Below are 14,598 nucleotides of genomic sequence, written 5' to 3' on the forward strand. Positions count from 1 at the left end.
CCCCTGTGTTGGTTGGTAAGTGGAGGTGCCCCGTGCTGGGTCCCGTGATTCTCGCCGCGTCGCGCAGCGACCGGATGCGTCGTCTCGTCTCGGCCGCGCCCGTGACCAAGCCGGTCGTCGACCGGTTCATCCCCGGCGAGACGGTCGACCAGATCGTGCCGATCGTCCGGGAGCTGACCGATCAGGGCCTGGAACTGACGATGGACGTCGTCGGCGAGGACATCACCACCCCCGCGCAGGCCGAGGCCGCCCGCGACGCCTACCTGGAGCTGATCGACCGGCTCAAGCCGCTGGAGCTGGGCACCCGCGCCGAGATGTCCGTGAAGCTCTCCATGTTCGGCCAGGCGCTGGACGGCGGTCACGAGCTGGCCCTCGCCAACGTCCGCCCGGTCGTCGAGGCCGCCGCCGAGATCGGCACCACGGTCACGCTCGACGCCGAGGACCACACCACCCTCGACTCGATGTTCGCCATCCACGAGGAGCTGCGGAAGGACTTCCCGCAGACCGGCTGCGTCATCCAGGCCTACCTCTTCCGCACCGAGGCCGACGCGCGCCGGCTCGCCGACAGCGGCTCTCGCGTACGGTTGGTGAAGGGCGCCTACAAGGAGCCCGCCGAGGTCGCGTACCAGCAGCGCCACGAGATCGACAAGGCGTACGTCCGCATCCTGCGCACGCTGATGGAGGGCGAGGGCTACCCGATGATCGGGTCGCACGACCCGCGTCTGATCTCCATCGGCCAGGAGCTGGCCCGCACCGCCGGGCGCAAGCTCGACGAGTACGAGTTCCAGATGCTGTACGGCATCCGCGGCGACGAGCACCTGCGGCTCGCCGCCGAGGGCCACCGCATGCGCGTGTACACCGCCTACGGCACCGACTGGTACGGCTACTTCATGCGCCGTCTGGCGGAGAAGCCGGCCAACCTCCGGTTCTTCGCCCGCTCGATGGTCAGCAAGGGCTGAGCCCACCCGCTCGCAAGACCGCTCAGTTAAAGGAGTTACGGAACCCATGGACGCTGTGACCCAGGTCCCCACCCCCGTCAACGAGCCGGTGCACGGCTACGCCCCCGGCTCGCCCGAGCGCGCCCGTCTGGAGGCCAAGCTCAAGGAGCTGGCCGACAACCCGGTCGACCTGCCCTGCACCATCGGTGGCGTCAAGCGGATGGGTGGCGGCGAGCGCTTCGACGTCGTGCAGCCGCACAACCACAAGTCCCGCCTGGGCACGTACGCGAACGCCACCCAGCAGGACGCCCAGGACGCGATCGACGCCGCCCTGGCCGCCGCCCCCGCGTGGCGCGCGATGTCCTTCGACGACCGCGCGGCGATCATCCTGCGCGCCGCCGAGCTGCTGTCGGGTCCCTGGCGCGAGACCATCGCCGCCTCCACCATGCTCGGCCAGTCCAAGACCGCCCAGCAGGCCGAGATCGACAGCCCCTGCGAGCTGATCGACTTCTGGCGCTTCAACGTGCACTACGCACGGAACATCCTCGCCGAGCAGCCCCCGGCCAACTCCCAGGGCGTGTGGAACCGCATGGACCACCGCCCGCTGGAGGGCTTCGTCTACGCGATCACGCCCTTCAACTTCAGCGCGATCGCGGCCAACCTCCCCACCGCCCCCGCGCTCATGGGCAACGTCGTGGTCTGGAAGCCGTCCCCGACGCAGACGCACGCCGCCGTGCTGCTGATGCAGCTCCTGGAGGAGGCCGGACTGCCCAAGGGCGTCATCAACCTCGTCACCGGCGACGGCATCGCGGTCTCCGAGGTCGCCCTGGAGCACCGGGACCTCGCGGGCATCCACTTCACCGGCTCGACCAAGACCTTCCAGCACGTGTGGAAGACGGTCGGCAACAACATCGAGAAGTACCGGACCTACCCGCGCCTGGTCGGCGAGACCGGCGGCAAGGACTTCCTGGTAGCCCACCCGAGTGCCGACCGCGCGGTGCTCAAGACCGCGCTGACCCGCGGTGCCTTCGAGTACCAGGGCCAGAAGTGCAGCGCCACCTCCCGCGCGTACATCCCGGCGTCCATCTGGAACGACGGGTTCAAGGAGGAGTTCGCCGCCGAGGTCGACTACCTCACCATGGGTGACGTCACCGACCTGTCGAACTTCATGGGCGCCGTCATCGACGAGCGGTCCTTCGCCAAGAACAAGGCCGCCATCGACCGCGCCAGGGAGGACGAGACCTGCACCATCGTGGCGGGCGGCTCCTACGACGACTCGGTCGGCTACTTCGTCCGCCCGACCGTCGTCGAGTGCACCGACCCGGAGAACGAGGTCTTCCGCACCGAGTACTTCGGCCCGTTCCTCGCCGTGTACGTGTACGACGACAGCGCCGACGACGCGTACGACGCGATGCTGACCCAGATGGAGTCGGTGTCGGACTACGCGCTCACCGGTTCGGTCATCTCCAACGACCGCGCGGCGGCGGCGTACACGATGGAGAAGCTGCGCTACGCGGCCGGCAACTTCTACATCAACGACAAGTCGACCGGCGCCGTCGTCGGCCAGCAGCCCTTCGGCGGCGGCCGTGCCTCCGGCACCAACGACAAGGCCGGCGCCCCGCAGAACCTGATGCGCTGGACGCTGACCCGCGCCATCAAGGAGACGCTGGTCGCGCCGACCGACTACACGTACCCGCACATGGGCTGACGCCCGCGCGCCGAACGCCCGGCGGGCCAGGTCGACCGACCTGGCCCGCCGGGCGTTTTCGCAGGTCGGGGACGTGTGAGCCAAGGCACTGTCTCAGATAGTAGGAAGTCCGAGTAATTGTGGAGACAGACGCTCCACGCTCCCTTAACTTTGTAGGAGCCGAACGTCCCGCTCGATCGAGCGAATGGCGGTCGTGAGCCCGTGCCCGTGCAGGCAACCCCTGCGGCACCGCGCTCCCCGCCCCTTCCGGCGTCTCCCGTACCGCTCGCTTTCCGCGCTCCCTTTGTGCCGAAGGAGTCGATTCCCATGGCCGAGACGACCGTCCGCCGCCGAGTCCGCCGCCTCTCCCGTACCAGCGACTCCGACCGCAAGAACGCCGCGGCCGCCCTCCAGCGCTCCCTCGACCGCCGGGACAACGGCGGCGCCACCGGCCACTGAGCCGCGCGGACGACGGGGGCGTCCGCATCGCGGACGCCTCATGTCATCCCGTGGGACGAGGGGTAGGGTGCCGTCATGTCTCGCAGCCTCAATCTCGCAGTGATTCCCGGTGACGGCATCGGCCAGGAGGTCGTGGCCGAGGGTCTCAAGGTCCTCTCCGCCGTCCTTCCGCAGGATGTGAAGCTGGAGACCAAGGAATTCGACTTCGGCGCCCGGCGCTACCACGCCACCGGTGAGACCCTCACCGACGCCGACCTCGACGCCCTCAAGGCGCACGACGCCATCCTGCTCGGCGCGATCGGCGACCCGTCGGTGCCGTCCGGCGTGCTGGAGCGCGGCTTCCTGCTCAAGCTCCGCTTCGCCTTCGACCACCACGTGAACCTGCGGCCGAGCAAGCTCCTGCCCGGCGTCGCCACCCCGCTCGCCGGTCAGCCCGAGATCGACTTCGTCGTCGTCCGCGAGGGCACCGAGGGCCCGTACACGGGCAACGGCGGCACCATCCGCAAGGGCACCGAGCACGAGGTCGCCACCGAGGTCTCCGTCAACACGGCCTACGGCGTCGAGCGCGTCGTCCGCGACGCCTTCGCCCGGGCGCAGGCCCGCCCCCGCAAGAAGCTCACGCTGGTCCACAAGAACAACGTGCTGACCTTCGCGGGCCACCTGTGGACCAACATCTTCAACCAGGTGGCCGCCGAGTTCCCCGAGGTCACCACCGACTACATCCACGTCGACGCCGCGACCATCTACCTGGTCACCGACCCGGCCCGCTTCGACGTCATCGTCACCGACAACCTCTTCGGCGACATCATCACCGACCTCGCCGCGGCCGTCTCCGGCGGCATCGGCGTCGCCGCCAGCGGGAACATCAACCCCTCCGGCGACTTCCCCTCGATGTTCGAGCCGGTGCACGGCTCCGCGCCCGACATCGCCGGCCAGGGCAAGGCCGACCCCACCGCCACGGTCCTGTCCGTCGCCCTGCTGCTGCGCCACCTCGGGTACGAGGACGAGGCGGCCCGGATCGAGGACGCCGTCTCCGCCGACCTCGGCGAGCGCGGCGGACTGCCCGCCCGGAGCACCACCGAGATCGGCGACGCACTCGCCGTACGAGTAGCCGGCTGACCCCGGCGCACTCGAAATCCAACCTTTCGAAGCCGCCGGGTCCGAAAAACAAGGCACCCGGCGGCTTTCTCCTGCGTCCGCCAGGTGCGACCATCGAACCCTGGGCCGCATTCACCCCGTTTCACCCGGCGCGGGCCGCGCGCGATAATCGAACGCGAAGCCGCGACTTGAGGGAATGCTCGGACGTCCTAGCACCGGCCACCGGCCGTACGGGCGTGACCGCGGCCCGTCACAACACACACCGGTGAAGGACAGCCACCCATGACGACGCCCACGATCGAGCTCAAGCCCTCCGCCAACCCGCTCTCGGACTCCGAGCGGGCGGCGATTCTGGCCAACCCCGGGTTCGGCCGCCACTTCACCGACCACATGGTGACGATCAAGTGGACCGAGGGCCGCGGCTGGCACGACGGCCAGCTCGTGCCGTACGCCCCGCTCTCCCTCGACCCGGCCACCATGGTCCTGCACTACGCGCAGGAGATCTTCGAGGGACTGAAGGCCTACCGGCGGCCCGACGGCTCCGTCGCCACCTTCCGCCCGGAGAAGAACGGCGCCCGCTTCCAGGCGTCCGCGCGCCGCCTCGGCATGCCCGAGCTTCCGGTGGACACCTTCATCGAGGCCTGCGACGCGCTGGTGCGGCAGGACGAGAAGTGGGTCCCGGCGCACGGCGGCGAGGAGTCGCTCTACCTGCGCCCCTTCATGATCGCCACCGAGGTCGGCCTGGGCGTCAAGCCGGCCAACGAGTACCTCTTCCTGGTCATCGCCTCCCCGGCCGGCGCCTACTTCCCGGGCGGCGTCAAGCCGGTCTCCATCTGGGTCTCCGAGGACCGGGTCCGCGCCGTCCCCGGCGGCATGGGCGACGCCAAGACCGGCGGCAACTACGCGGCCTCCCTGCTTGCCCAGGCCGAAGCCGCCGCCAAGGGCTGCGACCAGGTCTGCTACCTCGACGCCATCGAGCGCAAGTGGGTCGAGGAGCTGGGCGGCATGAACCTGTACTTCGTGTACGGGAACAAGATCATCACGCCCACTCTCACCGGCTCCGTCCTGGAGGGCGTCACCCGCGACTCCCTGCTCACCGTCGCCCGCGACCTCGGCTACGAGGCCGAGGAGGGCCGCATCTCGGTCGACCAGTGGCAGCGCGACTCGGAGAACGGCACCCTCACCGAGGTCTTCGCCTGCGGAACCGCGGCCGTGATCACGCCGGTCGGCACGGTCAAGCGGTCCGGTGCCCAGTGGCAGCAGAGCGGGGGCGAGCCGGGTGAGGTGACGCGGCGGCTGCGGGACGCGCTGCTCGACATCCAGCGCGGGACGGTCGAAGACACGCACGGTTGGATGCACACCCTGGCCTGACGTGCCCCCGGCGATGGGGTGGGCCTGCTGGGGGCTTCTGCCCCCAGGCCCCCGCTTCGGCCTGAACGGCCTCGTCCTCAAACGCCGGACGGGCTGAGTCGATCGGCCCCGGCCTCCTTCGACGAGGCGGCCCGGGGCTGCGGCAGCAGCACATACACCACCCCGCCCACCAGCCCCGACAGCAGGAAGCTGCAGTCCACCCCGCCGGTGAGGGACAGCAGCGGGCCCTCGTACGACGGCAGGGACACCGCCAGCACGCCAACCAGCGCGCCCACCGCCCAGGCGGCCGTCGCGGGGACGTTCCAGCCGGACCGGTACCAGTAGATCCCGCCCCGTGCCCGGCGGTTGAAGACCTGGAGGGCGTCCGCGTCGTAGACCCCGCGGCAGCGCAGCGAGCCGATCATCGTGATGACCGCCCACGGGGTGCCGATCGCCGTCAGCAGCAGCACGAAGGACGTCATCGCCGACTGGGCCTCCCATGCGTAGTGCCCGGCGAAGACACAGGCCGTGGCGACGACGGCGACGGCGCAGGTGGCGCGGGCGCGGGAGGCGCGCGGCAGGATGGCGTCCAAATCCAGGCCCATCGAGTAGAGCATCAGCCCCGCGTTGCCGACCGAGCCGGCCGAGGCGGCCAGCAGCAGCGGGACCAGGTACCAGGCGGGGGCGGCGTCGACCAGGGGGCCCGCGTAGTCCAGGGCGGCGCGGGCGGCGTACGCCGTGAAGGTGCCGAAGAGCTGCGGGACCAGCAGGCCCAGCATCAGCCCCAGCCAGGTGGCGTGCAGCACCCGGCGGGAGGAGAAGCGGGCCGGGGAGATGTAGCGGGTGTAGTCGCCGAGCAGCGTGATGAAGGCGATCGGCCCGGACAGTCCCGCGGCCACGGCGGCCAGCAGCCACGTCGGCCAGAACCCGCCCAGCAGATACCCGCCCGCCTCCGGCAGCGCGGCGGTCGTGAAGTCGGGCGCGTAGGCGATCACACCCAGCGCCAGCAGCGCGGTCATGCCGTAGGCCAGCACCCGGGACATGGCGAGCAGCACCCGGTAGCCGTAGACCGCGCCCGCGACGGTCGCGGCGGCCAGCAGGCCGTAGACGACGGCGTACGTCGCACCGCCCTGCGGCACATCGAGGAGTCGCCCGAGCACGCCTGTCATCACGTCCCCGCCGATCCACACGGTCAGCGCGGTGTAGCCGAGGGCCAGCAGCAGCCCGACCACCGAGCCGACCAGCCGCCCGCGCACGCCGAACTGGGCGCCGGAGGACGTGGACAGGTTGGTGCCGGTGCGCAGGGAGACCAGGGCCAGTGGAGCCGTGAAGACGGTGCCGACGACCGTACCCGCCACCACCGAGCCGACCGACGCCCACCAGCCGAGGCCGAAGGACGGCGGCAGCCAGCCGAAGACGATCACGCCCAGGCAGAGGTTGGACCCCAGCAGGATCGAGACCAGGTCCCGGGGCCCGCTGGTGCGTTCCGCTTCGGGGATGGTGTCGACTCCGCGCTGTTCTATCGGCATTGGCTGGTCTCCTTCGACGGCCACCGGTTTTTAGAGCGACGTTCAATGTGACGTCTGCCCCTGCTGCCCGTCAACGGTTCCGCTGCATGTGCTTCGCGTTTAGGGTGATGGGCGCCGTTAGAGTGTTGTTCAAATTCTGGTTAGGCGAGGAGGTGTCGTGGCGTGAGACTGACCCCCACGGAACGGGACCGGCTGCTGCTGTTCGGGGCGGCCGAGCTGGCCCGCGCCCGCCGGGCCCGCGGGCTCCGGCTGAACGTGCCGGAGGCGACCGCGCTGATCGCGGACACCGTGTGCGAGGCCGCCCGCGACGGAGCGCGCCTCGCGGAGGCCATCGAGCGCGCCCGCTCCGTGCTCGGCCCGGACGACGTCCTGCCCGGCGTCGCGGACGTGGTCACCGAGGTGCACGTGGAGGCCGTCTTCGACGACGGCTCCCGCCTCGCGGTCGTCACCGACCCCGTCGGGGGTCCGGGGCTCGGCGCGGACGCCCCCGGCGGTCTGCTGCCGGGGCGCGCCCACACGGAGGCCGAGGCGGCGCTGCGGCTCCCGGTCACCAACACCGCGACCGTGCCCGTCTCCGTGACCTCCCACTTCCACTTCTTCGAGGCCAACCCGCGCCTGGACTTCGACCGGGAGCGGGCCTACGGCATGCGCCTCGCCGTGCCCGCCGGGTCCTCGGTCCGCTTCGGCCCCGGCGAGCGCGTCGAGGTGGGGCTGGTGCCGATCGGCGGCGCGCGCGTCGCCATCGGGTTCGCCGGTCTCGTCGACGGCCCGCTGGACGCGCCGGGCGCCAGGGAAGAGGCCCTGCGCCGGGCCGCCGCCTGCGGATATCTGGGAGCCCAGCGATGAGCATCGACCCGTACGCCTACGCCGCCACCCACGGACCGCGCGCCGGTGACCGGCTCCGCCTCGGCGACTCGGGGCTGGTGATCCGCGTCGAGTCCGACGCCCAGCGCCACGGTGACGAGTTCCTCGCCGGTTTCGGCAAGACCGCCCGCGACGGACTGCACCTCAAGGCCGCCGCCGTCCGCGAGACCTGCGACGTCGTGATCAGCAACGTGGTGGTGATCGACGCCGTGCAGGGCATCCGGAAGGTGTCGATCGGCATCCGCGAGGGGCGCGTCCACGCCATCGGCCGGGCCGGGAACCCCGACACCCTCGACGGCGTCGACGTCGTGGTCGGCACCGGCACCTCGATCGTGTCCGGCGAGGGGCTCATCGCCACCGCCGGGGCCGTGGACACCCACGTCCACCTGCTCTCCCCGCGCATCATGGAGGCGTCGCTCGCCTCCGGCGTGACGACGATCATCGGCCAGGAGTTCGGCCCGGTCTGGGGCGTCGGCGTCAACTCGCCCTGGGCGCTGAAGCACGCGTTCGGCGCCTTCGACGCCTGGCCCGTCAACATCGGCTTCCTCGGCCGGGGTTCCTCGTCCCACGACGCCCCCCTGATCGAGGCGCTGGCCGAGGGCGGGGCGTCCGGCTTCAAGGTGCACGAGGACATGGGCGCCCACACCCGCGCCCTCGACACCGCCCTGCGCGTCGCCGAGGAGCACGACGTCCAGGTCGCCCTGCACAGCGACGGCCTCAACGAGTGCCTCTCCGTGGAGGACACCCTCCGCGTCCTGGAGGGCCGCACCATCCACGCCTTCCACATCGAGGGCTGCGGCGGCGGACACGTCCCCAACGTGCTGAAGATGGCCGGCGTCCCCAACGTCATCGGCTCCTCCACCAACCCCACCCTGCCCTTCGGCCGGGACGCGGTCGCCGAGCACTACGGCATGATCGTCTCGGTCCACGACCTGAAGACCGACCTGCCGGGCGACGCCGCCATGGCCCGCGACCGCATCCGCGCCGGGACCATGGGCGCCGAGGACGTGCTGCACGACCTGGGCGCCATCGGCATCACCTCCTCCGACGCGCAGGGCATGGGCCGGGCCGGTGAGACCGTCCGCCGCACCTTCGCCATGGCCGGGAAGATGAAGGCCCAGTTCGGCGCCGACGGGGACGACGACAACGAGCGCGTCCTGCGCTACATCGCCAAGCTGACCGTCAACCCGGCCATCGCCCACGGCCTGTCCCACGAGGTCGGCTCCATCGAGGTCGGCAAGCTCGCCGACATCGTGCTGTGGCGCCCGGAGTACTTCGGGGCCAAGCCGCAGCTGGTCCTCAAGTCGGGCTTCCCGGCGTACGGGGTGGTCGGCGACCCGAACGCGGCCACCGACACCTGCGAACCTCTGGTCCTCGGCCCCCAGTTCGGTGCGCACGGTGCCACGCCCGCCGAGATATCGGTGGCCTTCGTCGCACAGGCCGCCCTCGACCAGGGGCACGACACCATGCCGACCCGCCGCCGCCGGGTCGCCGTGCGCGGCACCCGCGGCATCGGCCCCGCCGACCTGCGCCTGAACTCCCGTACCGGCGCGGTCGACGTCGACCAGCGCACCGGCCTGGTCACCCTGGACGGCGACCCGCTGCGTTCCGACCCGGCCGAGTCCGTCTCGCTCAACCGCCTCTACTTCCTCTGACGCTCCTCCGATCTCCTGGGACACCTCCATGACCTTCCGCATGCCTCCCGAATGGGCTCCGCACGAACGCACCTGGATGGCCTGGCCCGGCCCCAACGCGACGTTCACCGACGACGAGGAGCTGGCAGGGGCCCGTGCGGCCTGGGCCGCCGTCGCCCGCGCGGTGCGCCGTTTCGAGCCGGTGACGATGGTGCACGGACCCGGCCAGGGCGACACCGCGCGCGAGCTGCTCGGCCCGGACGTCGACCTGGTGGAGCGGGAGCTGGACGACGCCTGGATGCGGGACATCGGCCCGACCTTCGTGACGGACGGCCAGGGCGGGCTGGCCGCCGTGGACTGGGTGTTCAACGGCTGGGGCGCCCAGGACTGGGCACGCTGGGAGCACGACGCAAAGATCGCCCGCCGTGTCGCGGATCTCGCCGGCGCCCCCGTACTGGCCAGCCCGCTCGTCAACGAGGGCGGCGCCATCCACGTCGACGGCGAGGGCACGGTCCTGCTGACCGACACCGTCCAGCTCGGCTCCGGCCGCAACCCCGGCTGGAGCCGCGAGGAGGTCGAGGCGGAGATCCACGCCAAGCTCGGCACGACCAAGGCGATCTGGCTGCCGCACGGCCTGACCGGCGACTACGGCAGGTACGGCACCCAGGGCCACGTCGACATCGTCGCCGCCTTCGCGCGGCCGGGCACCGTCGTCGTGCACAGCCAGCGCGACCCCCGCCACCCCGACCACGAGCGCTCGCGGCGGTACCTGGAGATCCTGCGCGGCCAGAGCGACGCCAAGGGCCGCCGCCTGGAGGTCGTCGAGGTACCCGCCCCGACAATCCTGAAGGACGAGGAGGGCGACTGGGTCGACTACTCGTACATCAACCACTACGTGTGCAACGGCGGCGTCGTCCTGTGCGCCTTCGGCGACCCGCACGACGAACTCGCGGCGGGCATCTTCCGCCGCCTGTTCCCCGAGCGGACGGTGACCCTGGTGGACGCGCGTACGATCTTCGCGGGTGGCGGGGGCATCCACTGCATCACGCAGCAGCAGCCGAAGACCTAGGAGTGGACATGGCCGGTGGGCGCAGACAGGCCCCGCCGCGCGAGGACGTGCTCGCCGCCGCCATGGAGATGATCGCCGAGCGCGGCCTGGAGAAGCTCACCATGGCGGCGCTCGGCCGCGAGGTCGGCATGAGCAGCGGCCACCTCCTCTACTACTTCCGTTCCAAGGACGAGCTGCTGCTGCGCACCCTGGAGTGGAGCGAGGGCCGCCTCGGCGCCGAACGCGGCCGCCTGCTCACCCGGCCCGGAACCGCCCGTGAACGCCTCGACGCCTACGTCGACCTGTACGTCCCCGACGGCCACCGCGACCCGCACTGGACGCTGTGGCTGGAGGTGTGGAACCGCTCGCAGAACGCCCCCGACGACGCCCGCGACCGGCAGGCCGCCATCGAGGGCGCCTGGCACCGCGACCTGGTCGCCCTGCTCGCCGAGGGCGTCTCGCGCGGCGAGTTCCGCCCCGTGGACCCGGACCGCTTCGCGTCCCGGCTGCGGGCCCTGCTCGACGGCTTCGCCATCCACGTGGCGATCGGCCTGCGGGGGACGGACCGGGCGCAGGTCCTCGGCCACGCACGCGAGTTCCTCGCCGAGGGGCTCCTGGCGCGGCCCTGACCCGGACGCCCGTCGCTCGCATCCTGAGACGGGCGGTGGACAGGGGGACGGAATGTGCCAGACTGCCCCCGTGCTCTCGTTCGCCATGATTATTGGCAGCAGGCGCGCCGGTCCGCAGTGACCACCACGTACGACCAGGTACGGGTGGACACCGTCGTCCTCGACCCGCGCGCAGACCTCTCGCACCCGCGAGGGGTTTTTCGCTTTCCTGGCCCACCCCGAGCCGGGAAGAGAGCGCGAGGGATCATAGACGGACGGTGGAACCGGTCATTCCGGTAGACCGAGATCCCCAACAGGAGCCTTCAGATCATGACCGCAACCAGCGCACTCGACGATTCGTTCCACGTCTTCGACACCACCCTGCGCGACGGCGCGCAGCGCGAGGGCATCAACCTCACGGTCGCGGACAAGCTGGCCATCGCACGGCACCTGGACGACTTCGGTGTGGGCTTCATCGAGGGCGGCTGGCCCGGCGCCAACCCGCGGGACACCGAGTTCTTCGCCCGCGCCCGGGAGGAGATCGACTTCCAGCACGCCCAGCTGGTCGCCTTCGGCTCCACCCGCCGCGCGGGCGCCAGCGCCGCCGAGGACCACCAGGTCAAGGCGCTGCTCGACTCCGGCGCCCAGGTGATCACCCTGGTCGCCAAGTCGCACGACCGGCACGTCGAACTGGCCCTGCGCACCACGCTGGACGAGAACCTGGCGATGGTGGCCGACACGGTCTCCCACCTCAAGGCCCAGGGCCGCCGGGTCTTCGTCGACTGCGAGCACTTCTTCGACGGCTACCGCGCCAACCCCGAGTACGCGAAGTCGGTCGTGCGCACCGCCTCCGAGGCCGGTGCCGACGTCGTCGTCCTGTGCGACACCAACGGCGGCATGCTCCCGGCGCAGGTCCAGGCCGTGGTCGCCACGGTGCTCGCCGACACCGGCGCCCGGCTCGGGATCCACGCCCAGGACGACACCGGCTGCGCCGTCGCCAACACCCTCGCCGCCGTCGACGCGGGCGCGACCCACGTGCAGTGCACGGCCAACGGCTACGGCGAGCGCGTCGGCAACGCCAACCTGTTCCCGGTCGTGGCCGCCCTGGAGCTGAAGTACGGCAAGCAGGTGCTGCCCGAGGGCAGGCTGCGCGAGATGACCCGCATCTCCCACGCCATCGCCGAGGTCGTCAATCTCACCCCCTCCACCCACCAGCCGTACGTGGGTGTCTCCGCCTTCGCGCACAAGGCCGGCCTGCACGCCTCCGCGATCAAGGTCGACCCGGACCTCTACCAGCACATCGACCCCGAGCTGGTCGGCAACACCATGCGGATGCTGGTCTCCGACATGGCCGGCCGCGCCTCCATCGAGCTGAAGGGCAAGGAACTCGGCATCGACCTCGGCGGCGACCGCGAACTGGTCGGCCGGGTCGTCGAGCGGGTCAAGGAGCGGGAGCTGGCGGGCTACACCTACGAGGCCGCCGACGCCAGCTTCGAGCTGCTGCTGCGCGCCGAGGCCGAGGGCAGGGCGCTCAAGTACTTCGACGTCGAGTCCTGGCGCGCGATCACCGAGGACCGCCCCGACGGCACCCACGCCAACGAGGCCACGGTCAAGCTCTGGGCCAAGGGCGAGCGCATCGTCGCCACCGCCGAGGGCAACGGCCCGGTCAACGCCCTGGACCGGTCGCTGCGCGTCGCCCTGGAGAAGATCTACCCGGAGCTGGCCAAGCTCGACCTGGTCGACTACAAGGTCCGCATCCTGGAGGGCGTGCACGGCACCCAGTCCACGACCCGGGTCCTCATCTCCACCTCGGACGGCACGGGGGAGTGGGCCACGGTGGGCGTCGCGGAGAACGTCATCGCCGCCTCGTGGCAGGCCCTGGAGGACGCCTACACGTACGGGCTGCTGCGGGCGGGGGTCGCGCCCGCCGGCTGAGCCGGAGGTGCCGCCGTTTCTACCGGAATCCAGGATTACCCTGCCGCTCTGATGTCTTATTTAGGGCTATTCGGGTACTTTCGAACACATGAAGGGCGCCCGTGTTCGAGTCCTCGTACGCCTCCTGATCGCGCCGGTCGTCGCCGTGCTGGCGGTGCTGATGGCCGGTGCGCCCGGCGCGCAGGCGGCGACCGACGTCTCCGAGATCGGCCAGGCACTGCGCGAGAGTCCCGTGTACGTGGACCCGGCCGCCTCCGACCTGCTGGCGAAGTCGGACGCGGAGGCGCTCGCCGACAAGATCGAGGATGCCGGCGAACCCGTCTTCGTGGCGGTCCTCCCGGCGGACTACCCGACCGAGAACCTCTTCCAGAACCTCCGTACCGAGACCGGCATCACCGGCCTGTACGGCGTCCGGCTCGGCGACGAGTTCGACGCGCGTGCCGACAGCAGCGTGCTGAGCCGCCAGGGAGTGAACAACCTGGTCACCGCCGCGCAGGGCGCGGGCGACCCCAAGGCTCAGCTGAACGACTTCGTCGACGACGCGCTGCGCAGCGTGCGTGGCTCCGCACCCTCGTCCTGGGACTCCGGCGGCGGCTCCGCGCCCACGGGCGCCCTGATCACCGCGGGCGCGGTGGTGGTGGTCGGCGGTGCGGGCGTCTACGCGCTGTCCCGGCGGGGCCGCCTGCGCCGCGAGCAGGAGCAGCGGGTCGCGCTGGAGCGGCTGCGGGTGGTGGTCGACGAGGACATCACGGCGTTCGGCGAGGAACTGGACCGCCTGGACTTCCACCCGGCGGAACCGGGTGCCGACGACGCGATGCGGGCGGACTACGAACGCGCCCTCGACGCCTACGAGCAGGCGAAGACGTACATGGCCGACGCCCGCAAACCGGAGGACGTGCGGGCCGTCACCCAGGCGGTGGAGGACGGCCGCTTCTCGCTCGCGCAGCTCGCCGCCCGCCGCGAGGGCAGGCCGCTGCCCGAACGCCGGCCGCCCTGCTTCTTCGACCCGCGCCACGGACCGTCGGTCGCGGACGCCACCTGGACCCCGCCGGGCGGCGCCACCCGCCAGGTCCCGGTGTGCGCCGCCGATCAGGCCCGGCTGTCCGACGGCCGGGACCCGATGATCCGCGAGGTGGACACCGACCACGGCCGCCGCCCCTACTGGGACGCGGGCCCGGCCTACGGCCCCTGGGCGGGCGGCTACTTCGGCAGCGGCATCCTGCCCGGGCTGCTGGTCGGCACCGTGCTCGGCAGCGTGATGGCGGGCCCCGCCTACGGAGCCGGTTACGGCACCGGGTACGGAGACTTCGGCGGCCACGAGGGCGGTGACGTCTCGGGCGGCGACTTCGATCCCGGTGACTTCGGGGGCGGCTTCGGCGGTGGCGGTCTGGGCGGCGGAGGGGACTTCGGCGGCGGAGGGGACTTCGGCGGAGGCTTCTGAGCCGCGG

The 14,598-nt window shown here is 71.4% G+C and carries 12 protein-coding genes; 11 read left to right on the forward strand and 1 reads right to left on the reverse strand.

The window, feature by feature from the left end:
- The first annotated feature begins 32 nt into the window (after nt 1–32).
- The 5 genes from ACGH52_RS27280 (at nt 33) to ACGH52_RS27300 (ending at nt 5,553) form a co-directional block, all read left to right on the forward strand.
- Nucleotides 33–959, forward strand: a complete 927-nt coding sequence (locus ACGH52_RS27280) for a proline dehydrogenase family protein (RefSeq protein ID WP_121701505.1) — start codon at nt 33–35, stop codon at nt 957–959.
- A 46-nt stretch (nt 960–1,005) separates the two neighbouring features.
- Entirely contained in the window at nt 1,006–2,646 is a 1,641-nt protein-coding gene (gene pruA, locus ACGH52_RS27285) for an L-glutamate gamma-semialdehyde dehydrogenase (protein WP_399943110.1), read from the forward strand.
- Nucleotides 2,647–2,952: 306 nt separating this feature from the next.
- On the forward strand, nt 2,953–3,084 hold the full coding sequence (locus ACGH52_RS27290; RefSeq protein ID WP_076976462.1) for a hypothetical protein: 132 nt from the start codon (nt 2,953–2,955) through the stop codon (nt 3,082–3,084).
- Nucleotides 3,085–3,159: 75 nt separating this feature from the next.
- Nucleotides 3,160–4,203, forward strand: coding sequence for a 3-isopropylmalate dehydrogenase (locus ACGH52_RS27295; RefSeq protein ID WP_059302312.1), 1,044 nt, complete (start codon nt 3,160–3,162; stop codon nt 4,201–4,203).
- A 261-nt stretch (nt 4,204–4,464) separates the two neighbouring features.
- Entirely contained in the window at nt 4,465–5,553 is a 1,089-nt protein-coding gene (locus ACGH52_RS27300) for a branched-chain amino acid aminotransferase (protein WP_399943115.1), read from the forward strand.
- A gap of 77 nt (nt 5,554–5,630) precedes the next feature.
- Here the strand turns inward: ACGH52_RS27300 and ACGH52_RS27305 are convergent, their stop codons facing one another.
- A complete protein-coding gene (locus tag ACGH52_RS27305; RefSeq protein WP_399943118.1) occupies nt 5,631–7,061 on the reverse strand; it encodes a cytosine permease in 1,431 nt (476 codons plus the stop codon).
- Nucleotides 7,062–7,223: 162 nt separating this feature from the next.
- Here ACGH52_RS27305 and ureA point away from each other — a divergent pair, with 162 nt between their 5' ends.
- From ureA to ACGH52_RS27335, 6 genes are all read left to right on the forward strand, one after another.
- Entirely contained in the window at nt 7,224–7,907 is a 684-nt protein-coding gene (gene ureA, locus ACGH52_RS27310) for an urease subunit gamma (protein ID WP_059302315.1), read from the forward strand.
- Nucleotides 7,904–9,580, forward strand: a complete 1,677-nt coding sequence (locus tag ACGH52_RS27315) for an urease subunit alpha (protein ID WP_361469658.1) — start codon at nt 7,904–7,906, stop codon at nt 9,578–9,580. The genes ureA and ACGH52_RS27315 overlap by 4 nt, the downstream gene beginning before the upstream one ends.
- Nucleotides 9,581–9,608: 28 nt before the next feature.
- Nucleotides 9,609–10,628 (forward strand): agmatine/peptidylarginine deiminase, encoded by a 1,020-nt coding sequence (locus ACGH52_RS27320; protein ID WP_210974421.1) that lies wholly within the window; start codon nt 9,609–9,611, stop codon nt 10,626–10,628.
- An 8-nt stretch (nt 10,629–10,636) separates the two neighbouring features.
- Entirely contained in the window at nt 10,637–11,236 is a 600-nt protein-coding gene (locus tag ACGH52_RS27325) for a TetR/AcrR family transcriptional regulator (RefSeq protein ID WP_076976469.1), read from the forward strand.
- Nucleotides 11,237–11,545: 309 nt separating this feature from the next.
- The gene (gene cimA / locus ACGH52_RS27330) at nt 11,546–13,150 is read left to right on the forward strand and encodes a citramalate synthase (protein ID WP_059302319.1); all 1,605 of its coding nucleotides are present in this window, start codon (nt 11,546–11,548) and stop codon (nt 13,148–13,150) included.
- Between the two features lie 88 nt (nt 13,151–13,238).
- Complete coding sequence (locus tag ACGH52_RS27335; protein WP_399943123.1) at nt 13,239–14,591, forward strand: hypothetical protein; 1,353 nt, start codon at nt 13,239–13,241, stop codon at nt 14,589–14,591.
- The last annotated feature ends 7 nt before the right edge of the window (nt 14,592–14,598 follow it).

Source organism: Streptomyces sp. BBFR25 (genome assembly GCF_044590125.1).
Taxonomy (GTDB): Bacteria; Actinomycetota; Actinomycetes; order Streptomycetales; family Streptomycetaceae; genus Streptomyces; species Streptomyces canus_D.